The sequence below is a fragment of the Sphingomonas sp. ATCC 31555 genome, from assembly GCF_000282895.1.
In the GTDB taxonomy this organism is placed as follows: domain Bacteria; phylum Pseudomonadota; class Alphaproteobacteria; order Sphingomonadales; family Sphingomonadaceae; genus Sphingomonas.
Genome location: NZ_ALBQ01000046.1, coordinates 12,255 through 35,759, shown reverse-complemented (window position 1 = coordinate 35,759; position 23,505 = coordinate 12,255). Strand labels below are relative to the sequence as shown.

Here is a 23,505-nt window from a genome sequence, read left to right as displayed (position 1 = left end):
CTGTCCATCCCTGCCTGGAGTGATCCGATGACCGATACCCGTCGCCGCGACCTGTTGAAGCTCGGTGGCCTCGCCGCCGGTGCCATAGCCCTGCCCCCCAGCATCGGCCGGGCGCTGGCCATCGCCCCGTCGCGCCGCACCGGCACGATCAAGGATGTGCGCCACATCGTCATCCTGATGCAGGAGAACCGCTCCTTCGACCATTATTTCGGGACGTTGAAGGGCGTGCGCGGCTTTGGCGAGCGCCATACCGTGCCGCTGCCCGGCGACCAGCCGGTCTGGTCGCAATCGAACGGCGTCCGCCCGCTGCCGCCCTTTCACCTCGATACCGAGCGGACCAATGCGCTGAAGGTGCCGGGCACGCCGCACAGTTTTGCCGATGCGCAGGCGGCGTGGAACCAAGGGCGGTTCGGCCTGTGGCCCAAGTTCAAGACCGATTATTCGATGGGCTATTACAAGCGCGGCGATATCCCCTTCCAGTTCGCGCTGGCCGAGGCGTTCACCATTTGCGACGCCTATTTCTGTTCGGTCACGTCGGGCACCGATCCCAACCGCGTCGTCTTCTGGTCCGGCGCGGGGTTCGATCCCGAACAGCGAGCCCAGGGCATCAACTGCCGCGACACGCATAGCGAACCCAACAACCTGCGCTGCTGGGTGAAGGGCGCGCTGCCCGAACCCGGCTATACTTATGCCGGCAATGCGCTGGCGTGGAAGACCATTCCCGAGGTGTTGCAGGATGCCGGGGTCGATTGGAAAATCTATCAGGATCCGAACGACAACTGGACCGGGGCGATGCATGGCGGCCTGGCCTTCAAGGGATTTCGCGAAACCCGGCCGGGCGAGCCGCTCTATGAGCGCGGTATGCGCCACTGGTCGCTCGACCAGTTCGCGCAGGACGTACGCGACGGCACGCTGCCCGCCGTGTCCTGGGTGCTGCCGCCCAAGGAAAAGTCCGAGCATCCCGGCGCGTCGACCCCGATTGAGGGGGCGGCCTTCACCGCGCAGGTGCTCGACGCGCTGACAGCCAATCCCGAGCTGTGGAGCGGCACCGTCTTCTTCCAGACTTTTGACGAAAATGACGGCCAGTTCGACCATGTCCCGCCGCCCGCGCCGCCCTCCTATCGCCCCGACGGGTCGCTCGCGGGCGACGCGACGTTCGATCTGGCGGGCCATTATTTCGACGACCATGCCGACCAGTATCTGTCTCGCGACGACACCGCATCGGGCAATATCCGCCCCTTCGGGCTAGGGCCGCGCGTGCCCATGTATGTCGTGTCGCCCTGGAGCCGGGGCGGCTGGGTCAATAGCGAGGTGTTCGATCACACCTCGGTCGGGCAGTTTCTGGAAAAGCGGTTCGGCGTGACCATTCCCGGCATCAGCCCGTGGCACCGGGCGATGTGCGGCGACATGACCTCCTGCTTCGACTTCACCGGCGCGGGGGATGCAACCGCGCTATCGCTGCCCGATGTCAGCCGCGCAGAGGCGATCCTGGCCGAGCATCTCGCCCGGCCCAAGCTGTTGCCACCGCGCGCGCCGCAGACGGTGACGCAGGAAGCGGGCATCCGCCGATCGCGCGCCTTGCCCTATCGGCTCCATGTCGATGCGGCCCCGGCAGCGGACGGCCAGGGGCTGGTGCTCGGATTCGTCAATGATGGCACGGTGGGCGCAACCTTCCACGTCTATGACAAGCGCGCGCCCGAAGCGTTGCCGCGCCGCTATGCGGTGGAGGCGGGCAAGCGGCTGGCGGGTGAATGGGCGCCGGTCGATGGCCAGTTCGACCTCGTCGTGTTCGGCCCCAACGGCTTTGTGCGCGGCTTCCGCCTAGCCGGCGGGGTCGCGTCCCTGCCGGCGGTCCGGTTGCGCGACGATCCGCGCCGCCGATCGCTGACCGTCGCGCTGAGCGGGGGAGAGGCGGTGCTGGGGCAGGATGCCTATCGCCGCCAGGCCGACAGGACGATCCGCGGCGATACCCGCTGGAGCGTCGCCGACACCGCCAATTGGTACGATTTCCGGCTTGCGGCGGCGGGCGGCGAGTTGCACTTCGCCGGCCGCCTCGAAGACGGACGCGCCGGGTTTAGCGATCCGTTGATGGGGTCCGGCGATCAAGCGGGCCTGCGCCAGCGCCAAGCCTAGGGCCTGTGGGGATTCCTCCTGAGTGGATGACGGCGGCAGCGAGGTAGATCATGGCTTCGAAGCTGCGGTCGGTCTTGCAGGCGCGCATGGCGACGCGCTTGAACTCTTTGAGGTTGCGGAAGAAGTTTTCGATGAGATGCCGCCATGCGTAGATGGCGGCGTCGATCCTGAGCTTCTGCGCCCGGCCCAGATGCTGGGAGATGACGACCTTGGCATCGCGATGATGAAATGAGTCGGTTCATCCGGGCCAACCTAGCAACCGGCAGGCACGAAGTGCGGTCTTCCCTTGCCTCCCGGAAAGGCAATAGAACGAACATGGAACTGCAAATAAATGAATCTATACTCCCTCTTAGATGTGGAACCGACTCAGGGCACTAAATTGATTATCGACAGATCGGAGGTGGAACGCGAGGTTAAGTGTCCATTGGTTCCACGGATTGGTCGGTACTCTTGGGGAAGCTGCCCCGCCATTAAGACGCTTAAGACGTCTGCAGATCCAATTCGGAAAACGACGCAGAATTGAAGCCGCGGCAGTTCTTCGCGATTGCCGGCATCAAGAATTGGCCTGCGGCCAATGCATTGTTCGTTTGGCCGGCACCGGCGCCCTATCTCCGCGCGCTGCGCACGCTCCGACCGAGCCCGCAAGCGGTCTCGGCCCTATCGGGTTACGACCACCTATCGTGGGATGCGCCGCGATCGCTCTCCCCTGCCCTCCACCTGGTCGCACGCTGACCTTGCATCCCCAGCAGCCTACGGCTGTCGAATGACGCGCTTGGGCGCGTCATGGGCTGCTTGTGAGCCCATGATCTCATCGCCCCCTTCGCCGCCTCTCAGTGTCTCGGCGTGGCAGCCCTGCCCGCCACGGTCGGGGGCAAAGGGGTATCGGCCTACGGCCGATGCTTTTGTTTGTTGGAAGCCCCCTCAACAGAAATACCGGGCCGCTTCTGAATTGGCCTTGCGGCCAATGCTTTTTGTTTGATGGCCCTACGGTTTTCATCGCGCGAGCGCGACGGAGCCTCCGTCATTTATGTTGCCCGCGCCGAACAGGCCCGCCCCTTGAGCCCCTGCGAGGACGGCTCCGGGTGCGATGAGATCAAGGGCAGGCCGCGCTCAACGCAGCTATAGAGACAGAATTGGCCGCATGAGCGGCCAATGCGTTATTTGCCTTTTTCTTTGCGCCCCTAGTCGGGGCTTTTTCTTTGCTCGGACTCACCAGGTACGATGAAATCTCGTCAAGAAATCAATGCGCTAGAATACCTAGAGGGGAGAGAGTAAAAGAAAGATGTCGGAAGGGAAGGGGAGACGCCCCGGACCAGACAGGGGGGAGAAGCCCCCACATAGCGGAGTAAGTGACATGAACATCGGTGAATTCAAGCGCGTTGCCAGCGGCGATCTTCTCGGTTCCATCGCTTCGGTTACTATCGACCTTCCCCGCCTTGGCCTCAAGCCGATCCGCAGCGACAATGACCGCGCGCCCGCGTTCGAGATCATGGCACTGAACGTCGCCAAGCGTTGGGTGCAGGTTGGTTCCTTGTGGGCGCAGGTGAGCAACACCAGCGGCGAAACCTTCTATCAGGGACGGCTTGAAGACCCGAGCTTCACCGCACCGCTTCCGATCATGCTTTTCGGTGACGACGTCGACGGCTTCCGCGTCGTGTGGAACCGCCCCGACCGTGGCACGCGCGATATGGACGGCAACCGCCGCAGCCGTCGCGGCCGTCAGGACGACGCAGCCGAGGAAGCAAACGAAGAAGCCTTCCCGCCGCTGGGTGGTGCGCAGAGCGACGACGAAGCACCGAAGGCGAACCGCCGCCAGCGCCGCACCCGAAGCGATTGTTTCGAGGGCAACGCCACCGACGCCGGAAAGCTGGTCGGGGCTGGCACCCTTGAAGACGAAGTGGGCTTCTAACGACCGAAAGACGGGCGGGGAGAGCGCGGGAACGCTCCCCCGACCCTAATCGCGACCATCTGCCAAGGGATTAGAGACCATGACGAAAGCAACGACTAACCGCCGCTTTAGCAGCCTCGCGCAGCTTGGCGAAGCCTTCAACGACTACCGCGACGAGGCGATTGCCGACGCGATCCGCGAAGACACCACCGCACCCGCCTTTGCCCAAGCGTTCGGCGACGTGGGCGCGCTTTCCATCATCGAAGCGGGCGCAGTTCCGCAGGAACTCGACATGCCCGAGCCCGCCGAGGCGCAGCACGATTGCCGCGCTATCATGGTGACGCTTTTCGACCTGTTCCGCGACACCCGCCTAGAGACCAGCGCGCAGGCGATTGCGTGGGGTTTCGTGAACAGCTTTCACTTTGAAGCCGCCAAGCTGGCCCGCGAAGAAGACTCACTTTCCCTTGAGCTTGGCGAGCTAGTCCGCCGCGCAGATCCGTCCGAAATCTACGCCGTGGAACTGGAGGAATTGCAGCTGCGCACCCAGACCAAAATGGAGCAGCGGGCCGCTATCGAGTGCATGCGCGACTATGCCGCCGAATGTTACCGCACGCAGACAGGCCGCCCGTGGAGCAGCGCGCGCGGGAGCCGGGTTTCCAGCGCGACCACGGCAAGCCAGATCGCCGCCGCCGACTTCCTCAAGGGCCGCGCAACCGCGATCCGTGAACAGCGCACCCCCACAGGCCCGCTTATCGTTTTTTCGGGCGGGCAGGAATGGCACGACCACGAACAAATCTGGACCAAACTGGACCAGATCAAGGAGCGCGTGCCGCATATGACGCTTTGCACGACCGCCCAGCGCAAGGGCGCGGACGCGATCGCCACGGCATGGGCCGCAAGCCGAGGCGTTCCGGTTGTTGCTTTCACGCCGAACAGCGCCCGCTATGGGAAGCGCGCCGGGTTCGTCCGCAATGACCAATTGGCCGCGCTCCGTCCCGTTGAGGCGATTGTCTGCGAAGGCTCCGGCCTGCAAGCGAACTTGCTCGACAGCCTCAAGGCTGCAGGCGTCCCAACGCACGCTTTCCGACACGCAAACCAAGCCCCCGCCCCCGCGCAGAGCCGCAGCATGTGGGGGTGAGCTTTAGGGCGGTGCCGCCGCGCCGCCCTCCCCTTTTCCTTGGCAGGAAATGACTGGCCAGCACCGGGGCAACCCTCCCGGCGCTGGCCCTTTGTCGTGCCGGCAGGAGTGGGGTGAACCCTACAGGTTCCCCCCACGCCAGGTCGCCGCGCGTGCCACCGCCCGCCTCGCCCCCGTCGGGGCTCGGAAGCGGCGGCACGCGCGGCGACCTTCCCCCCTCCGGTAAGGCGCTGCCGCTGGCTTGGACAAGGGATCAACCGCCGCCGAGATGACGCGCACCCGGCAAATCTTGCCGGCCCTCACCTGACACCAGGCAAGTTTTGCCGCCCACTCCTTATGGCTCGCATGAGCGACTGCTTCTGCGGCTTGGCAGGCGGGCGCCGGTCACGCGCATGCGCGCGTCTGTCGGCCTGCGGCCGAGAGGAGAGAGGGAGGGAAAGAGGCGGTCTCCACCGAGTGAAAGGGCACCCCATGCTCCTCTCAACCTGCATTGACATCATCGCCTCGGACTATGCGCGGATCGTTCGATACGGCGAGCGCCGCGAGCGATTCCTCGACGCCCTGGACTGGTCACAGATGACCCCGGAATTCTGCCGCCGGACCTCGATGGCAGACGAGTGCGTCAACGAAGAAACGGCCGAAGCGTGGCTCTACCTGGACCACCTCGAACACCGGCTCGCCCGTGAAGGCGACGTTCCGATCGAAATGCTCGCCCGCTTCGTCATCCCGCCACATCTGCTGATCGCGGCCGTGCCCGCGTGAACAGCTTCCCAGAGGATAATTCCCATGGAAATCACGCTCAAGAAGCTGCGTCATTGCGCGTCCCTGTCGCAGGAAACCCATGCCTACACCGCTGTCGTTTGCGTCAACGGCGAACCGGCATTCGAGGCCAGTAATCGCGGTTGCGGCGGGGCCGATCTATACGATCCACTGGAAGGTTATTCCGGCCCAAGCGTCGCGGAAATCGATGCTTGGTTGGCGGACAACACGCCGCCCACAAAAGGCAAAGGATACCAGCTGCCGAACTGCCTCGAATTGGTCGTCGGCGATCTGATCGACGGCCAGCTGGCGCGGCAGCGGCTGGATCGGCTGCTGAAGGCAAAGGTGATCCTGCTTGACCAGACCGAGGGTTCACCGGCGCTGTTCGCCTACAAGGTCAAGCCGACCGCCGAAGAGCTGGCGAAGATCCGGGGCAAGATCGCACGCGGCGAGATCCGCGGCGAGCTTGTGAACGGCGCGGGAGATCCCACCCTCGCCCGCGCGCTGGCGCTGGTGTGATCCGGCTCGCTCGCGTCGGTCCGGCCCCTTCGGGCCTCCCCTCGCTACGCATTGCCTCGAGACGGCGTGCGCCGGGGCATCGAGCCCCGGCCCACGCCATGGGCGCGTGTGGGGATCTCTTTCTCAAAGTCGTCCCAGTGTGTTGGGCGCGGCGACGAGCCTCAAGGACGGCAGGGTCCCACCATTTTCCCTGCGGGAAAATCGTTGCCCCTACCGCCGCTTACGCGGTCGCTTCGCGATCCTTGACCCTCGCCGCCGCACCCAAAGCGAGGGAACGTCTTTTCGACGATCAAGGAGGATCATCATGGAGGTTCTGTTGTTTCGTGCTCTGAAGAGCGCTAATATCGATGACGATACGGCCGCGAAGGTCGTGGAAGCGCTCGAGGAGCACATCGATATGGTAGTCGGTCAGGCAAACAAGGCGCTCGAGGCGAAGCTCGACGGCATGAAGTCCAACATGGACAGCATGAAGATGAGCATCGAAGCTGTAAACAAGGGCGTCGATGTAGTCGGCAAGGGCGTCGACCAGATGCGGGTGTGGATGATTATCATCACGAGCATCATCGCTATCGTGGCGCTAGTCGGTGGTGCTGCAACCGCTGTGGTGCCATTCTTAAAGTAATATCGGAGGAGCGCTCTGCTCCTCCTTTTTTCAGGGCTGCGAGGGGAACCTCGCGGCCCTTTTTCATGCCTGTTGCGACGCTGCTCGTCCCGGCTCGCTCGGCCTCTAGCGACCCCCTGGCGGGCCTCGCGAGGCACTACGCATCGCCGGCGACACCGGGACGATCAGGCGCGCCCACACGGCGCTAGAGAGGAGAGGGAAAGGGAAAAGCGGTTCAACCAAAGGAGGTGGCGATGTCCATCAGGTTCCGCGTCGACGACGGCTTCAATCCCCTCACCATCACGCCAGCGATCATCAACTCCGATCAGCTCGGCGAACTCTGCCGGTTGCTGGCCGCCGAGAGCGACCGCCACCAGATGGCACTGATGTTCCCGGAGCACGGCTCTCCCGTCGAGCACAGCTTCTCGTTTAGCGCACGGGTCTGCCCGCTTTCGCTGGCATCCGTATCCGCCTGTTTCGACCATTACCCCGGCGTCATCACCGTGCTCGAAGAGGCGCAGTTTCGAGGCCGTCGCATTCGGGTCTGGCGCTCCGAAGCGGACCGCGACATCTGGCTCGGACTATCGTCCGATGCCGACGCCGCGCCCGCGCTGGAAGTCTCCAGCCAGAGCGGCGTAGCGATCCTTGAGATGCTTGGTCTTGACGGATCGGAGACCATGGGCGCGATCCCTCTGGACGAGCTTCGCCGCCGCCTTTCCGATCCCAGTATCTACCGCAGGATTTCCAACGAACCCGGCTTGGAGCGATACCTCCCGCACCTGACCGAAATGGCGCGGGTGAAGGCGTTCGAAGGGGCTCCCCACCTCGCTTGGGCCTGACACCTACCACGACGAAACCGAAAGCATGGGAAGCGTTGGCCTGGCGGCCACGCTTCCCATTTTTTTGCCTGATACTGTCGAGCCGGCGAAGCCACTCCCCTGCCCTATTCGGAAGCCGGTTCAGCTTCGCACACGATGCCTCGGAACGGCCTGTAACAGCAAACGGCCGCAGCCGCCCAAGGCGGATACGGCCGTTGAACTTCGTGTCCTCCGCCGAGCTTAGGCTGTTGGCTTCAGCCGCTTCTCAACTTCGTCCACGCCGAGCGTCTTCACCGCCTTCAACAGGCCTTCCAAACGGTCGATCGGAAGCCGGAGCAAACCGGCCCTATCGACCGCGACGATCGCTGCCTCACGCTGCTTCGCCTGATGCGCCTTCCGACGCTCTGCCAGCTTGCGTTCCTCGGCCTCGATCGCGGCCAGTTCAGCGTCCAGTGATTTCGCCATTTCCATTGCCTTTCGGGTCAGGCTGATCGGGCTCTGAACGGTTCGATCTTATCCCCTCCCTGTGCGGCAGAAAAGGCCCTTTACCCCCCTACTGGAGAGAACCGATGAAGCCCCATTTCCAGCGCCAGAAACGGGCGCGCAACGCGCGGTTTCTTGCACGGTTTCGCCTCCCGGCGACCAAGTGCCCCGCGGAATCCGCGTTCCATTCCCATCGATCTGAATCGACCAGCAGCAGGATCAACACCACCCACGATATGGGACTATAGAGAGCACACCCTACGCACCAAGGTGCTAGGTTTCTCAAGTTATTTCAGCAAGTTACCAGATTGCTAGCCGGTATGCGCGGCGCATACAAAAGCGCAGCGGGGCGCATACACCAAAACTTTCCCGTGAAATCAGAGCGATAGGTGTATTCGCAGCGCATACACTTGGCCGCAACTCTAGATGATTTTCGTTGCTTGATGTCGTACTAGCAAGTATGAGGGTGCGACTTCCGTAGTGCCCATCAGCCTCCCTTGCCCGGAGGCTGATCAATGAAATCAAAGCCAAGCACGACCCGCCTCAGCGCGGATCAGGTGGCCCAGGTTGACGCTGTCGCAAGGCGACTAGGCTGCTCAACTGGCGAGGTTATTCGCCGTGCAGTAGATCAGTACCTGATCGGGCAAAAACTCATCAGCGACAGCGAGCTGCGCTTACGCCGGGTCTGCGAGTACGGGCAGCTCGCGCTCGACGCGATACTGCAAGAAAATCATCCCGAGTTTCGCGATCCAATTCTCCTGGAAGTCGACAAGCGCATGGAGCGTTTCCATGGCGCGCGCTGACATCCGCAGCGATGGCCGCCCCGTTACCGTCCAGCACCACTCCGCACGCGGCGAAGTGAAGCGCAATTCGGGCAACTTCACCCGCGGCAGTCAGCTCCTCAGCCATGAGGTTTTGATGTGGCTGTCGGGCGCGAAGATGCCCGTCCTGATGTGGCTGGTGATCTTCGCCCTGGCGTACACGATCGTGCTGTCGATTACGCTGGATGAGAACAACGTCCAGCTCATCTGCATGCGCATTCTGTCGGCCCTCTGGGACTGGGTTTCGCTCGACCCGATGAAGCAGGTGAACCTCCTCCTGCCCGATGGCTCGGTGCGCCAAACCTACATGGGCTACGTGCCCTATGTGCCCGAGGTTGCGCTCGCGTGGCACAAAGCGGTTCGCGGCCTGATTGGCTGCCTCTTCATCGCCACCTTCATCACCGTGCCGACGGCTGTCTGGTATGTCGATTTCTCCCGCCGCCGCGGCAAGAACATCCTCGAGGAGCGGCACGAACGCGGCGCCATGCTGGTCACCCGCGACGTGCTCTATTCCGAGATCGTCCAGCACAACCAGGTGGAGTTCGAAAAGGAGGCTGCAAACCTCTTTCCCGGCCACACGCCGCAGCAGGTTCTTCGTATGCCGTTCGGGGCTCGGAAAGCCGCCGGGATCCACCATCCTTACACGCTTGCCGGCATCCCCTATCCGCATCGGCTAGAGCAATCCCACACGATGCTGATCGGCACGACCGGCGCCGGTAAGACGACGGCCCTGCGCAAGCTGATCAAGCAGATGCAGGAGCGCCAGGACAACGCCGTCGTATTCGATCTCACCGGGGCATATGTCGAAGCCTTCTACGATCCCGAACGCGACACGATCCTCAACCCGCTGGATGCCCGTTGCCCTGCTTGGTCGATCTTCAACGACTGCGTCACCTACTCGGAATTTACCGCCGCCGCGGCGGCTCTGATCCCCTCGGACGGCGGGTCGGCCGAGCCATTCTGGGCAATGGCTGCGCGCACGCTCTTCATCGAGATGTGCATGAAGCTGATCGAGAAAAAGCAGACCAGCAACCGAGCCCTCGCCGAAAACCTGATGACCGCCGATCTGAAGGCGGTTCACAAGTATCTCGCCAAGACCATCGCGGACCCGCTGACGGCCCCTGAAGCTGCCCGAATGGCAGAGTCCATTCGCGCCGTCTTCAACACCAATGCGCAGGTGCTGCGCTTCCTGTCGGACGAGGGCGAACCCTTCTCGATCAAGGACTGGATCACGCGCGACAAGAAGCCGGGATCGATCCTCTTCATCACCTCGAACTACACCGACCTCGAGATGAACCGCGCGCTCCTCACGTTGTGGAGCAACCTCGCGATCTACGCCCTTATGGAGATGCCGCGGACGCGCTCGCTGCGCACCTGGTTCATGTTCGACGAGCTGGGCGCTTTGCACCGCCTCCCTGCAATCGAAAGCGGCCTGCAGACAGCCCGAAATTTCGGCGGCGCGATGATCCTGGGGCTGCACTCTTTCGACAAGCTGGTGGCCGTCTACGGCGAGGAAAACGCGCGCAACCTCTCATCGCTGGCACGCACCAAGCTGATCCTTGCCGCAGCCGACCTGGAGACCGCCGAGCAGTGCAGCAAGTACATCGGCAGCCGCGAGGTTCGCCAGATGGATGAGGCGTACAGCTACGGCTATAACAACACCCGCGACGCCTCGACGCTGACGCCGCGCAAACAGGTCGAACCGCTCGTCATCCCCGACGACATCACGAACCTTCCGTCGATGCACGGCTTCGTCAAATTCCCTGATGGCTTTCCCGCAGCCCGCATCCAGCTCCAGTGGGAGAATTACCCCACGGTTGCACCCGGCTTCGTGAAGCGTCCACCGGCTCCGCCGGCGGCAAGTGTTCGCGGAAAGAGTGGTGGAGGTTTGGACGGCGAAGAGGCCGGTGGCAGAGACGGATCGCCAGAGCTGGGGGAGGAAGTGGAAACCTCCCCAAGCGCAGCCGCAGCTTTGGCTGCAGGTATCTTGGCACAGCCCTCGGAAGCGTCTGAGGAGGAGGCGCAGATCAACCGCGAAGCACAGGAGCGGACGGACCCTTCTTCGCCGCGCCCGACCACCGACAAAGGCGATGGGGAACGGGACCCGGAGTTGGCGCGAACTGCAGAACCGGAACGACCGCAGACCACTGAGCACCACCGGAACGACATGGCCGCTCCCCGTCCTGCGGAGGTCGAGGATCAGACCGCCATCGAGCTGCGCCAGGACTTCGCTCCGAGTGACGACGGGATGGGGATGTAAGCCATGCACTCCATCGCCTCGATCGGTTCTGCAGGCGGGGCCGCCGGCTACTACGGCAAGGACGATTTCGCCTCAGCCGATTACTACGCAGGCGAGAATGCCGCCGACTATAGTGAGTGGGGTGGCGCCGCCGCCGAAGAGGCGGGCGTCTCTGGGGAGGTCACCAAGACGGATCTTGGCAAGATCCTCGGCGGCCAGCTCGCTTCGGGCGAGAAGGTCGCTGACTATCAGGGCCGCCGCCCCGGCTATGACCTGACCTTCTCAGCGCCAAAGTCGGTATCGATCATGGCGCTGGTCGCCGGCGACAAGCGGATCCTCGGCGAGGACGGCGCGCATACGAAAGCAGTGCGTGCCACGATGGCGTGGATCGAGAAGAACCTCGCCGAAACGCGCAAGGACGTGGACGGCAAGAAGGTGCCGGTGAAGACCGGCAACCTGGTCTATGCCCTCGTCCAGCACGACACCTCCCGTGCGCTCGATCCACAGCTCCACATCCATGCCCTGGTTGCCAACCTGACAAAGGGGCCTGACGGCAAATGGCAGGCGCTGCATGCCGACAAGATTTGGTCGAACAACACCGTCATTGGCTCGATCTACCATGCCTTCCTGCGCGCCGAGATGGAGAAGCTCGGGTACCAGATTGAGACCAAGGGCAAGCATGGCACCTTCGAGGTAGTAGGCGTGCCCAAGGAACTGATGGAGGTGAACAGCCAGAGGCGCGCCGAGATCCTGAAGGCAGCTGCAGCGCTGGGCATATCATCTCCCAAGGGCCTCGACGGCGTTACAGTTCGCACCCGAGATCCAAAGCTGTCTCTGGAAGACCGGGACAAGCTCATTGCAGACTGGCGGGAGAAGGCAGCGAGCTATGGCTTCGACGGCAAAGAGCTGATCGCAGCCGCGCTGCGGGCCTCGGCTGCGCCCGAGAACGCAAGTACGCTGCAGCGGGGCTACGCGTTCATGGCCGAGGTTGTGCGCGGCGCGCGCGAGTTCGTCAGCAACCTGACCCGCACGCCGGATCCGCTCGTCGACAAAGGTGTCGCGCGCTTTGCCTCTTCTCCGGAAGCCGCCCGCGCGCAGTTCGCCGTCGCTTCAGCGATCCGCATCCACGCGCAGCGCGAGGCGGCCTTCGACGTCAATCGGCTCTCCAAGACTGCCCTCGATCTCGGGTTGAAAGGCGTGACCATCCAGCACGTCACCGAGCGGATCGAGAAACTGGTTGAGCAAGGGCGCATCATTTCCGGCGTCACGCGCGAGGGCGAGACCAGCTGGACGATGGTGACCACCAGGGAGGCTCTGCAAGCCGAGCAGCACATCCTCGACCGCATTGAGGCGACCAAGGGCCAGGCAACCCCGATCGTCAACGCAGAGGCCGCTCCCGACCGCGTGCAGGCCGCCTCCAAGCACGAGCTCAATCCGGGCCAGCTTGCGGCGGCCACGCTGATTGTCTCGAGTACAGACAAGATCGTCGCGATCCAGGGCGTCGCCGGATCGGGCAAGTCGACCATGCTGCAGGCAGTCTCCCAGACCTTCGAGGCGGCCGCGCGCGTCGCGGAGAGTGGCGGCAAGCGCCTGCATGGCCTGGCCTTCCAGAACAAGATGGTCGGCGACCTGAAGGAGGGGGCCGGTATCGAGGCGCAGACCATCGCCTCTTTCATCTGGCAGAATGAGCGGTTCCTCACCGACAAGACCAGCCCCGCCGCAATCGAGAAGCGGGCCGAGATGAAGGACACCATCCTCGCGGTCGACGAAGCCTCGATGCTGTCGACCGACGACATGGTGAAGCTGATCAACATCGCCGAGGCGATCGGTGCCGATAAGCTCGTCCTGGTCGGTGACCGCAAGCAGCTGGGCTCGATCAACGCCGGCAAGGCATTCTCGCTGACCCAAGCCGGCGGGATCACCATCACCTGGATGAACGAGAACCTCCGGCAGAAGACCGATCAGCTGAAGACGGTCGCGGCGCTGGCCAACGTCGGCAAGGCGAGCGCTGCGCTGCGGGTGCTTGGCGACAAGGTGACGACGCATGAGAACCCCGCACTGCACGCGGCCGAGCGCTGGCTCGGCCTGGCACCGGAGGAGCGCGCCTTGACCGCCGTCTTCTCTTCAGGCCGGGAATCACGTGCCACCATCAACAACCGGTTTCAGGAAGGCCTGGCGGCAGAGGGAACGCTCAAGGGCGAGGGGCTGACCCTGACCGTGCGTGAGCGGGTGAACCTCGCCAGCGAGGAGCTGCGCTACGCGAAGAACTACGAGAAGGGGCAGATCCTCGATGTCACCGGCAAGATCCCGGAGCTCGGCCTGCAGCGCGGCACCTTCACCGTTATGGGCGTCACACCCCGCGGCAAGGTCGAGCTGGACCACAATGGCCGCCGGCTGAAGATCGACCCTCAGAAGCTGGACCCCACCATCAAGCGGGACCGCCTCGAACTCTCTGTGCCGAAGCAGATCCGGATCCATGAAGGTGACACGATCCGGTGGACGGAGAAGGACAAAGACCGGGACCTGCAGCGGTCCGCGCTGGCCCGCGTCATGTCGATCGACGGCAAGGGTGTCACGGTAGAGACGGCAAGCAAGCAGGTTCTCACACTGCAGCACGGTGATGCGATGCTCTCGCGGCTCGATCTCGGCTACTCGCTCAACATGCACATGGCCCAGGGCGTGACTGCCGATAAGGGCATCATGGCGCTCTCAAGCGCAGAGACCAACCTCACCAACCAGCAGCTGTTCAACGTGGGCGTCACCCGCGTCCGCTCGGACCTTACCGTGGTGGTGAATGATCAGGAGAAGGTCTCGCGACAGCTCGATCGGAACACCGGCATCAAGACATCAGCCCTGGAGACAGTCGGGCGCATCAACATCGATGGACCTGGGAGCAGCGGCGCGGCGAGCACTGGGAACGGATCGAAGCCAACCAGTGGCCAAACCATGAGCTTCAGCCTCAGCTCGAGCGACCTTGGCTCGCTGCCGCCCCTGCCCCGCTTCGAGGAAAAGGACGCCGCTCGCTACGCCAAGGGCGGTGACGACATGGGGCTCTCAAAGAAGAGCGATGATCTGGGAATGGGCGATAGCGCCAAAGGCGCAAAGGGCCCGCCGGTGCCCGAAAAGAACCTGAGCCTCGAGCTGTGATTGGCGCCGCCCCTGCAACTTCAACCTCAACGGCAAGAGCAACCAACACAAGGAGGAACACCATGCGTAAGGTTTTACTGACCGCGGCCGCGCTGGCCCTGTCGATCGGCACTGCCAATGCACAGAAGATGGGTAAGGGGGGCACCGGCGTCGATGAGACATCCGAGGTGCCGAAGTGCGTGCAGCCGTTCGGCACGATGGCGATCGTCGAAAAGCGCAGCGCCGCCTCGCCTGCGGACGGGCTCCCACCTGGGATCGCTGCCATGATGCGGATGGCAGAGGCGCAGCAGAACGGCGGGCAGACCCGGGTAGACCCGATCCCTCTCCTCAAGCTGCTCGCGGCCCACTCGAACTGCTTCCTGATCGTCGACCGTGGCGAAGGCTTCGACGCGCTCCAGCGCGAGCGCGAGCTGGCGGGCTCGACCACTGCCGGCGCGGCCAAGACCAACACGCTGCGTGCAGCCGACTATCTCCTCACCGCGACCGTCGTCTACTCGGACGGAAACGCCGGCGGCTACGGGGGCGGCGTAGCCGGCATGTTCGGCGGCGGCATGGGCTTCAAGAGCAAGAAGCTCGAAGCGCAGGTCATGCTCGCGCTGGTCGAAGTGTCTACCGGCATTCAGCGAGCGATCGCCAGCGGCCAGGTCCGTAAGAAGGACCTCTCAATCATTGGCGGCGGCGTGCTCCTCAATGCCGGCATCGGGGCGCTCGGCGGCAGCTACACCAGCACCGATATGGGCAAGATCACGTCGCTTGCGCTGCTAGACGCCTATCGCAAGCTCACGACGGACGCGAAGGTTCGCCTTTCGCCGCCGGCGGCCGCCGCAGCGCCCGCTTCGGCGCCTGTAGGCGCCAGCGCGACACCGGTGCAGCAGTGAGGAGAGAGGGAGAGAAAGGGCGAGGGTGCCAGCTGGGAGTCCTCCCCTTCCCTTCCTGAGAGGTGCGCGATGAAGTTGCAGGCTGATCTCTTCGCCGAACCCGAGCCGTCGATTGATCCAGAGGATCTGGAGGCGCAGTATGTGGAGATCGCGCCGGAGCCGCTGGCGGTGCCATGTGGGTGGCGGGACAGGACCAACAGTCCGTGCCGCCGCCTTGGCCATCAGCCGGTGATGATGGACGGCCTGCAGGCAGTATGTCGGGGCCGCCGCCTTGTTCACTGCGCGCCCGAGTGCTTCAGCGTGTTCAACAAACCCGTGGAGATTGACGATGGCGTCTGATCCGCCGATGCGGCTGTCCGGCAAGATGACCAAGACGCCGCGCGGACGCATGCTCTGCGATGACGGCGGCATGCACTGGCGGCTGACGGGGGAAGCTCTTTCAGAATGCGAGGACGCCGAAGAGGTCACCATCGAAGGTGTTCGACGCGGCCTCTCCGTGATCGAGGTCTACTACGTCGGAAGGCTTGGCGCATGAACGCCCCCACGCAGATCCAGGCAGCGCACTGCCCCTATTGCGGGAACATCCTGTTCCAGAATTTGAAGCGGCATAAGGTTCGGGGCTGTCTCACCTGCAAGCGGCCGATCGTGATCGCGCGCAGCCCTTTCGGTCGCCCGCGGCTCTACCGGATCTACAGCATCCTGGACGTCGGCATGGCGGTCTATGCGCTGCTCACCATCGCGCTCATCGCCTTCTTCCTCCTGTCAGGGCACGGGGTAGGCGGCTTCGTGAAAGGGTTCAGCATCGCCCTCTTCATCGTCGGTTCGGTGCTCTGTGTGGACGGTGTGCTCGCGCTTCGCACAGCGCGCGACAAGACATGGGGCAGGCAAAGACGCGGAGTGGCGGCAAGAAGCGTAGGCGGCGGCAAGATAGCTGCCGGAGTACTTGCCTTGTTCATGGTATTCGTAGGCGTTGCTATTTGAGAAATTTGTAATGAATTGTCGCAGGTGATTGATTGACGGGGCCGTGATGGTATTTACGCCGCACGACCCAAACTTAGTAGGCGCTCCGAGGTGGAGCGCCAATTTTTTTGAGCTCGGCTATTCAACGCCGTTTCGAGCGCGATAGATGAAGGTTAGCAAACTTGGTTGCAACAATCCGCGCTAAGTGACGTTTTCCGCCCCCAAAAGAGGAGCGGAATGAGCGAGAGCCCGTCTTTTTGTCTCGAAAGAGCCCGCGAGCATCGTGATGCTGCGGAGGCGACACCGTTGGTCAACGTTCGTCGGAAGCACATCCAGAGTGCGGAAATGTGGGAGCGAATGGCTGAACGCAATTCTGTGCTCACCAGACACGTGGAGGAACCGTCCGAGGAGCCCGCGGAATAGCGCAGCAGCGCGGGCTCAGCTGTGGCCGTCCTCCTGTGCCTCGATCTCCGCCAGCTCCGCGCGGTAGCGCTCAATCGATCTGGACAGGAAGCTAGGGGCATCCGCTCCCGCGCGGTCGTCGCGTAACCGACGCGCCCAACGCGTCACGAACGTCTCCACCGTCTTCATCGCGTCGCGGGTATGCTTGGGCGTGGTAATGTGCGTGTCGTTCTCGAGCATCGTCGCGATGCAGAGAGACAAGACGTCGATCACGTCATCGGCAGTGACGACGCCTTCGGAGGACATGGCACGAAAGCTTTCCATGATCCCTGGCACGATGTGCCCGGCAATCGAGAGCTTATCGGTGTCCGACACGGTGAAATCCGGTTGAGGGCTTCGTGCCAATGACGGTCTCCAGCGAATACTGCTCTGATGCAGATGACCTAGATTTAGCTGCAACTCCTCGCCTGCCGCAGCGGTTTCCCTCACATTAGGCGCGCTGTTGGCGCGTTCGTCTCCTGAGGAGAGCGCTCATGATGGAAGAACGAGAAACGGCAGAAGTTCGTGCTCGCATCCTGCACGAAGCGGAGGAGCGGGAGAAGGCAATTGCCGAGAAGCTGCCACCGGGTCTCGAGCGCGACGAGCACTGGATGCTCGGCGAGCGGCTGTCCGACGCAGCATGGGCGATCGAGGAGGAATTCGACCTGGAGCTTTCGCCCAGCGGTCTCTGGCCAACGGCGGACGGCAGTGACGGATGATCCAGAACCCGGCTTTGCGCGTTCTAACCTGCTGAAAGGAGCCAAAAATGGCAGACGACAAAACCAAGGTAGGCGGCCAGGACCGGCAGCGGATCTCGCTGAGCGAGGATTATGAGGTGCGGGACTGGACGGAGTCCTTCGGCGTCTCGAAGGAAAGGCTTGTCGAGGCAGTGAATGCCGTCGGCGACCGCGCAGACGACGTGCGCGAGTATCTGAAGCGCTAGAGGCTTTCATCGCGCCGAGCAAAGCTAAAGCTCGCTCGGCGCCTTCCCGCGACATGCTTTTAAGGCGTGCGGATGCCGGCGCGTGGTGAAGGCACATACGGGTAGGCCAAGCGCACCACTTCGGTGGCTTTCTCGATCGCCTCCAGCTCTCCAGGTTTACCCTTGGGCTCGATATGCCAATTAGACCGGGGCGCGTCGATGATAGGCAGCGCGGTCACCGGTCCGATCAGCTTTAGCCAGTGCGCTTCATCCTTACCCGCCGCACCGGCCAGAAGGTGCGCAAGCAAATTCCGGATGTCGTCTGTCGTTGTGGGCTTCGTCTCCGGCATGGTGCCAACCCTTCCTAGCGCTTTAACACCGGAATAGGCGAAATGGTGGCATGCCCGCGGCGCCGACAGGTGCTGCAACGCAGGCGGATAACAGCCTGCTGCACCCCGCTGTCTCTCCCAAACCGCGAGAGGATCTTGTCGGCGGGCACGTTGATCGTGCGCCCGCATTCGCAGACGATCCGCATATCGGCGCGCTCGACTGCCCACTCGCCTAGCGTTGTATAAGGGCCTTCGACCTTAGCCGGCATGCAGCGCCCTATCGAAGATCATGGCGGGGTCACCTCCTCATAGCAGCCGGCGCGCCGCAGCTGCCGCACGATGCCGTTGAACGCAGCAGTCACCCCTTGGGACCGGCCAATCTCATTCTCCTGGCTCGCGGCGCCCCAGTAGCAGGTAAGCGGCCACTTCTCGGGGCAATGTGGCAGCAGGCAGCGCAGCGCCAAGCGGATCTCCGGCAGATCGACGCGCGAGTGCGCGCACCTGGTGACGCCGCTCCTGAGGATATGCACCGATAGCGCGATCACAACGCGCTGATGCCGTGGCAGCTTGCGCATCGCTCAATGGAAGTCATGCGACTTGAACCGCACGACGTCCTCCGGATCCATGCCGTCGGCATGCGGCGGCCAATATTGGTTGCTGGGCTTCGGCTCCCAGCCTTTGTCGCCACGGTCAGGCGATCCGGGGTGCTGGGCAGCGTCGCCGCGCCCTGTCCGGTGCGGGAAGGACATTTCGCCCACCCGGTGCAGCAGGTCACCATGATCGATGATGCGGTCGCAGATGACGTGGATGACCTCGCCTTCCTTCTGCACACGGCCCTTCAGGCCCACCATTGACGCCGACATAATGGTGCGGCGCTGCGCCTCGAAACGGTCGGGCCAGAGGATTCCGTTAGCGATTCCAGTCTCGTCCTCGAGTGTGATGAACAAGACCCCCTTCGCCGAACCCGGCTTCTGGCGGACCAGGACGATGCCGGCGACTTCGACGTGGCGGCCGTCCCGGATGTTGGCGAGGTCGGCGCATTTGGTCACGCCGCGGCGGCGCAGTTCATCCCGCACGAAGCTCAGCGGATGCGCGCGAAGCGACAGCTGCAGCGAGCGGTAATCCTCGATCACTTCCCTCCCGTCGGTGAGCGGCCGCAGCGGCACCTCGGGCTCTATCCCTTCCGCGCTGAAGCGCTCGGCCGCGCGATCGGCGGCGGCAAAAAGCGGCAGCGGTGCCTCGCCGAGCCCCCGCACCTTCCAGAGCCCTTGCCGGCGATCGGCGCCGAAGCTGTGGAAGGCATCGCCGTCGGCCAGCTTCTCGATCGACGCGCGCTGCACGCCGGATCGCCGCCAGACCTCCTCGACGCTGGTGAAAGGCACCGCTCCGCGCGCAGCCACGATCTTCGCACCATCGGCATTGGATAGACCGCGGATCTGCCGCAGGCCGAGGCGCACGGCCAGGTAGCGGCCGCCGGTCTTCTCGAGCGTGCAGTCCCAACGGCTCGCATTGATACAGGGCGGCCGAACCTCGACGCCGTGCTCGCGCGCGTCGCGTACGATCTGTGCCGGCGCGTAGAACCCCATCGGCTGCGCGTTCATCAGGGCGGCGCAGAACACATCCGGGTGGTGGTGCTTCATCCAGCAAGAGGCGTAGGAGATCTTCGCGAAGGAGGCGGCGTGGCTCTCCGGGAAGCCATAGGAGCCGAAGCCCTCGAGCTGGCGGAAGGTGCGCTCGGCAAACTCGCGCGGGTAGCCGCGCTCGACCATCCCCTCGATCAGCTTCTCGCTGAAGTGCGACACGCCGCCGGTGAACTTGAAGGTGGCCATCGCGCGGCGCAGCTGATCGGCCTCGGCCGCAGTGAAGCCGGCGCCGACGATCGCCACGCGCATTGCCTGCTCCTGGAAGAGGGGGACCCCCAGCGTCTTCTCGAGCACAGCACGCAGCTCGGGCCTTGGATATTCCGGCTTCTCCAGCCCCTCGCGCCGCCGCAGATAGGGATGCACCATATCCCCCTGGATCGGACCTGGCCGCACGATCGCGACCTGAATGACCAGATCGTAGAAGCGCTGGGGCTTCATCCGCGGGAGCATCGACATCTGCGCGCGGGATTCGATCTGGAACGTGCCGAGGGTGTCGGCCTTCTGAATCATGCCGAACACTGCAAGGTCATCCTCCTGCAGATCCTTCATCTCAACGTGCACGCCCTTCTCGGCCTCGAGCAGGTTGAAGGCCCGGTTCATGCAGCCGAGCATGCCCAATCCCAAAATGTCCACCTTCATGAACTTGAGTGCGTCGATGTCGTCCTTATCCCATTCGATGATCTGGCGATCCTCCATCGCCGCCGGTTCGATGGGCACCAGATCGTCGAGGCGATCGTGCGTCAGGACAAAGCCACCCGGGTGCTGGCTCATGTGCCGCGGCACGCCGATCAGCTTGCGGGCGAGCTCGAGCGTCAGCCGCAGCCGGCGATCGCCGATATCGAGGTTGAGCTCCTCTACCTGCTTGTCCCCTACCCCTTCGGCCGACCAGCCCCAGACCAGACCCGCAAGCGATGAGGTCAGATCCTCGGGCAGGCCCAGCGCCTTGCCGACGTCACGCACAGCGCCGCGCGCGCGGTAGCGCGTCACGACGGCGGTCAGGGCTGAGCGATCACGCCCGTAGGTCTCATAGATCCACTGGATGATTTCCTCGCGGCGCTCATGCTCGAAGTCGACGTCGATATCGGGCGGCTCGCGGCGCTCGCCGGAGACGAAGCGCTCAAACAGCAGCTCGTGCTTGATCGGGTCGATCGAGGTGACGCCGAGGACGAAGCAGACGCAGGAGTTGGCGGCCGAGCCCCGGCCTTGGCAGAGGATGCCCCGCCGGCGCGCCTCGCGCACGATCGCGTAGACGGTCAGGAAGTAGGGCGCATAGCCCAGCTCCTCGATCAGCTTCAGCTCGTGCGCGATCTGGTTGGTATAGTCCGCCGGCACGTCGCCGCCGAACATCTGGTTCACTGCATCGGTCGCCAGCTGCTCGAGCGCTTCCTGTGCGGTGAGTCCGTCGATCAGCCGCTCATGCGGGTACTGGTAGGCCAGCTCGCCCAGGTCGAAGGTGCAGGCGCGGGCGATGTCGACGCTTGCCTGCAGCGCATCAGGATAGGCGCGGAAGCGCCGGATCATCTCCTCGGGCGACTTCAACGCGCGATCGGCATTCACCTCGCGGCGATAGCCGAGCTCGTCCACGGTGCATTTCTCGCGCACAGCGGTCACAACGTCCTGCAACAGCCGCGCGTCGGGCGCGTGGTAGAGCACGTCGCCAGTCACGACCGCGCGCACGCCGGCGCCGCCCGCCTGCCTTGCAAGCGCATCGATCCGCACCGCGTCCCCAGGGCGCCGTCGCTGGAACAGCGCCATGTAGCCGCGGCGGCCGTAGACCGCCTTCAGATCCCTCAGCGCAGCCAGGTTCTCCTCGTCCGCCTCGTGCGGCAGCAGGATGGCAATGACACCCTCAGACCAAGGCTCGAGGTCGTGCCAGTGGAGAAGGCACCCCCCCTTCCCTGCCCGCGTCTTGCCGACGGTCAGCAGCCGCGTGATGCGCGACCAGGCAGCGCGGTCGGTTGGGTAAAGGAGCAGCCTGCGGCCGCATGAAAGATCGACCCGCGTGCCGGCGATCGAGCGCACGCCCGTCGCCTTCTGCGCCTCCCATGCTCGGACGACGCCGGCGACGGTGCCAATGTCGCTGATGCCGATCGCGGGGTAGCCGAGCAGCGCCGCGGCGGCGAACAGCTCGTCAGGACTTGAGGCACCGCGCAGCAGCGAGAAATGGGTGAGCACCTGCAGCTCGACATAGCGGCTCATCCGAACACACCATGGATCCACCAGGACAGATCGCCGGTGTTGTCCTGAAAGCCGTCGCCGCGGCGGAAGACCCAGTAGCGTCCGCCTTCCTCGTCCTCTACGCGGTAGTAGTCTCGCACGGCCCAGGTCTCAGCATCGCGGCGCCACCACTCGCCGTGCACTCGCTCTGGCCCATCGCCGCCGATGATCGTGTAGCGCTTGCCGCGCCACTCAAAGCGCCGCGGAGGCTGGTCCGGCAGCAGCGCCAGCACGTTGAAGAGCGGCTCGGGCCGCGCGAACAGGCGGATCGGGCGCTGCCAACCCGGCCACTCTCCCGGCTGCTCGTTAGGATCCACCTGCGCGACCGCGCGCTCCGGTACGTGGCTCTCGACAGGCGCGATGCGGAAGACGGCGCTGGAGCCGATCCTCCCGGCGATGACGTCGACGAGGCGCGAGGAATCGCGCACCATCGTGTCGCCGGCGAGCACCGCCCCCAGGTCGACCGCATCGAGCGGCTCGGTATGGGGCGCGACGAGCCAGAACTGCTCCAGGCCCATGCCGGGATCGATGCGGTCGATGCGGAGCTTCAGCAGCCGGAGGAGGTGCGACACCTCCCGCGTCGGCCGAGACGTGCCGATCGCCACCACCTGCTCGCCGCCGTCGACGCGCAGACCCGTCAGCCGGAGCGAGCGGGCGCCGAGCCCCCGCTCCTGCAGCACCTGCGCCAGATCACCCAGCAGATCGCCCATCACCTGCTCGATCGCCTCGGCCGTGCCGATAGGCTCCAGCAGCCGGCGCTCGACAAACGGCACCTCCGCGTCTTCGCGCGGCGTGATGGGCTCAGCTACGGCGCCGAGCGCCTGATCGAGGCGCGTTATCGCCGGCAGACCGAGCCGCCGTGCGAGCGGCCCGCGCGCGACAGGCAGGAGATCCGCAATCCGCTCGAACCCAAACTTTCGCGCAGCGGCTTGTGCAGTCGCGGATAGGCGGAGGGCGGCGATCGGCAGCGGCGCGAGCGCGTCGGCCGTCCTGCCAGGCTCGACCCGGGTAAGATCGTCTCTGCCGTAGCGGGCGAGTGCATGTGCGGCACCAGGGGTATCGGCAATGGCCACGCGCGCGGTGAAGCCTGCACGGCGGCAGAACGCCTGCAGCCGGCGGCAGAACCGCTCCTCGCCGCCGTGGAGGTGTTCGCAGCCGGTCAGGTCGATCCAGAGGCCGTCCGTTGGCGTCACGGCCGCAGTTGGCGACCAGCGGCGCACCGCCAGCAGGGCGAGGCGATCGAGCAGTGCAGCGTCCGCTTCGGGCTGTGCAGGGCGGAAGTCCAGGTCCGATACCCGCGCGCGGGCATGGCTTGCGGCCATGCCGGGGCGGATGCCCAGCGCCTGCGCGCCTAGGCACGCGGCCACTACCTCCTCGCGTCGGCCGACTTTTCCCACCAGCGCCATCGGTGCGTCTGATGTGGTTTCAATATGAAAACGCGATGCTTCTGCAGTGCTTCCGCCATGGATTGCCTTGTACGGGTTGCTGGCAGGCTCTGAGCGTCGGCCGAGCTCGCGCATCGGTGGCTTCGCATGCGAAGGCAGTGCTGCGATCTGCGCCTCGACATCG

The 23,505-nt window shown here is 64.3% G+C and carries 23 protein-coding genes; 17 read left to right on the top strand and 6 right to left on the bottom strand.

Features of this window, described 5'->3' with window-relative positions; all coding sequences use genetic code 11:
• Nucleotides 1-27 precede the first annotated feature (27 nt).
• The 8 genes from B215_RS0116950 (at nt 28) to B215_RS0116910 (ending at nt 7,877) form a co-directional block, all read left to right on the top strand.
• A complete protein-coding gene (locus B215_RS0116950; RefSeq protein ID WP_019370837.1) occupies nt 28-2,133 on the top strand; it encodes a phosphocholine-specific phospholipase C in 2,106 nt (701 codons plus the stop codon).
• A gap of 22 nt (nt 2,134-2,155) precedes the next feature.
• Nucleotides 2,156-2,365, top strand: a complete 210-nt coding sequence (locus tag B215_RS21895) for a hypothetical protein (RefSeq protein ID WP_019370836.1) — start codon at nt 2,156-2,158, stop codon at nt 2,363-2,365.
• 1,122 nt (nt 2,366-3,487) lie between these two features.
• On the top strand, nt 3,488-4,042 hold the full coding sequence (locus B215_RS20710; protein WP_019370834.1) for a DUF736 domain-containing protein: 555 nt from the start codon (nt 3,488-3,490) through the stop codon (nt 4,040-4,042).
• A gap of 79 nt (nt 4,043-4,121) precedes the next feature.
• Nucleotides 4,122-5,159, top strand: a complete 1,038-nt coding sequence (locus B215_RS0116930) for a DUF2493 domain-containing protein (protein WP_019370833.1) — start codon at nt 4,122-4,124, stop codon at nt 5,157-5,159.
• A gap of 471 nt (nt 5,160-5,630) precedes the next feature.
• Nucleotides 5,631-5,921 (top strand): hypothetical protein, encoded by a 291-nt coding sequence (locus B215_RS20365; protein ID WP_019370832.1) that lies wholly within the window; start codon nt 5,631-5,633, stop codon nt 5,919-5,921.
• A gap of 24 nt (nt 5,922-5,945) precedes the next feature.
• Complete coding sequence (locus tag B215_RS20360; protein ID WP_019370831.1) at nt 5,946-6,437, top strand: hypothetical protein; 492 nt, start codon at nt 5,946-5,948, stop codon at nt 6,435-6,437.
• A gap of 304 nt (nt 6,438-6,741) precedes the next feature.
• Nucleotides 6,742-7,059 carry a hypothetical protein gene (locus B215_RS20355; RefSeq protein WP_019370830.1) on the top strand — a complete coding sequence of 106 codons (318 nt, stop codon included), beginning with the start codon at nt 6,742-6,744 and terminating at the stop codon, nt 7,057-7,059.
• A 233-nt stretch (nt 7,060-7,292) separates the two neighbouring features.
• Complete coding sequence (locus B215_RS0116910) at nt 7,293-7,877, top strand: hypothetical protein (protein WP_019370829.1); 585 nt, start codon at nt 7,293-7,295, stop codon at nt 7,875-7,877.
• Between the two features lie 219 nt (nt 7,878-8,096).
• Here B215_RS0116910 and B215_RS0116905 read toward each other — a convergent pair whose 3' ends face one another.
• Nucleotides 8,097-8,321 (bottom strand): hypothetical protein, encoded by a 225-nt coding sequence (locus tag B215_RS0116905; protein WP_026009360.1) that lies wholly within the window; start codon nt 8,319-8,321, stop codon nt 8,097-8,099.
• A gap of 533 nt (nt 8,322-8,854) precedes the next feature.
• Here B215_RS0116905 and B215_RS21055 point away from each other — a divergent pair.
• From B215_RS21055 to B215_RS0116870, 7 genes are all read left to right on the top strand, one after another.
• Entirely contained in the window at nt 8,855-9,142 is a 288-nt protein-coding gene (locus B215_RS21055) for a ribbon-helix-helix protein, CopG family (RefSeq protein ID WP_082664493.1), read from the top strand.
• Nucleotides 9,129-11,420 carry a type IV secretion system DNA-binding domain-containing protein gene (locus B215_RS0116895; protein WP_019370826.1) on the top strand — a complete coding sequence of 764 codons (2,292 nt, stop codon included), beginning with the start codon at nt 9,129-9,131 and terminating at the stop codon, nt 11,418-11,420. The genes B215_RS21055 and B215_RS0116895 overlap by 14 nt, the downstream gene beginning before the upstream one ends.
• Nucleotides 11,421-11,423: 3 nt before the next feature.
• Nucleotides 11,424-14,546: a MobF family relaxase gene (gene mobF, locus B215_RS0116890; protein ID WP_019370825.1), complete on the top strand. Its 3,123-nt coding sequence runs from the start codon at nt 11,424-11,426 to the stop codon at nt 14,544-14,546.
• 62 nt (nt 14,547-14,608) lie between these two features.
• On the top strand, nt 14,609-15,424 hold the full coding sequence (locus B215_RS0116885; RefSeq protein ID WP_019370824.1) for a CsgG/HfaB family protein: 816 nt from the start codon (nt 14,609-14,611) through the stop codon (nt 15,422-15,424).
• Nucleotides 15,425-15,493: 69 nt separating this feature from the next.
• Nucleotides 15,494-15,763 carry a hypothetical protein gene (locus tag B215_RS20350; protein ID WP_019370823.1) on the top strand — a complete coding sequence of 90 codons (270 nt, stop codon included), beginning with the start codon at nt 15,494-15,496 and terminating at the stop codon, nt 15,761-15,763.
• Nucleotides 15,753-15,959 (top strand): DUF5818 domain-containing protein, encoded by a 207-nt coding sequence (locus B215_RS0116875; protein WP_019370822.1) that lies wholly within the window; start codon nt 15,753-15,755, stop codon nt 15,957-15,959. The genes B215_RS20350 and B215_RS0116875 overlap by 11 nt, the downstream gene beginning before the upstream one ends.
• A complete protein-coding gene (locus B215_RS0116870; RefSeq protein ID WP_019370821.1) occupies nt 15,956-16,405 on the top strand; it encodes a hypothetical protein in 450 nt (149 codons plus the stop codon). The genes B215_RS0116875 and B215_RS0116870 overlap by 4 nt, the downstream gene beginning before the upstream one ends.
• Before the next feature lie 417 nt (nt 16,406-16,822).
• Here B215_RS0116870 and B215_RS0116865 read toward each other — a convergent pair whose 3' ends face one another.
• On the bottom strand, nt 16,823-17,161 hold the full coding sequence (locus B215_RS0116865; protein ID WP_019370820.1) for a hypothetical protein: 339 nt from the start codon (nt 17,159-17,161) through the stop codon (nt 16,823-16,825).
• Nucleotides 17,162-17,319: 158 nt separating this feature from the next.
• On the opposite strand from B215_RS0116865, the gene B215_RS0116860 reads away from it, so the two are divergent.
• Nucleotides 17,320-17,544, top strand: a complete 225-nt coding sequence (locus B215_RS0116860) for a hypothetical protein (RefSeq protein WP_019370819.1) — start codon at nt 17,320-17,322, stop codon at nt 17,542-17,544.
• Between the two features lie 47 nt (nt 17,545-17,591).
• A complete protein-coding gene (locus B215_RS21050; protein WP_019370818.1) occupies nt 17,592-17,768 on the top strand; it encodes a DUF3606 domain-containing protein in 177 nt (58 codons plus the stop codon).
• A 59-nt stretch (nt 17,769-17,827) separates the two neighbouring features.
• On the opposite strand, the gene B215_RS20345 is transcribed toward B215_RS21050, so the two are convergent.
• The 4 genes from B215_RS20345 to B215_RS0116830 all read right to left on the bottom strand — a co-directional run bounded on the left by B215_RS20345 (nt 17,828) and on the right by B215_RS0116830 (nt 23,456).
• Nucleotides 17,828-18,097, bottom strand: a complete 270-nt coding sequence (locus B215_RS20345; protein ID WP_019370817.1) for a hypothetical protein — start codon at nt 18,095-18,097, stop codon at nt 17,828-17,830.
• A gap of 266 nt (nt 18,098-18,363) precedes the next feature.
• Nucleotides 18,364-18,651 carry a hypothetical protein gene (locus B215_RS0116840; RefSeq protein WP_019370816.1) on the bottom strand — a complete coding sequence of 96 codons (288 nt, stop codon included), beginning with the start codon at nt 18,649-18,651 and terminating at the stop codon, nt 18,364-18,366.
• 3 nt (nt 18,652-18,654) lie between these two features.
• Nucleotides 18,655-21,918, bottom strand: coding sequence for an error-prone DNA polymerase (locus tag B215_RS0116835; RefSeq protein WP_019370815.1), 3,264 nt, complete (start codon nt 21,916-21,918; stop codon nt 18,655-18,657).
• Complete coding sequence (locus B215_RS0116830; protein WP_152997908.1) at nt 21,915-23,456, bottom strand: Y-family DNA polymerase; 1,542 nt, start codon at nt 23,454-23,456, stop codon at nt 21,915-21,917. The genes B215_RS0116835 and B215_RS0116830 overlap by 4 nt, the downstream gene beginning before the upstream one ends.
• Nucleotides 23,457-23,505 lie beyond the last annotated feature (49 nt).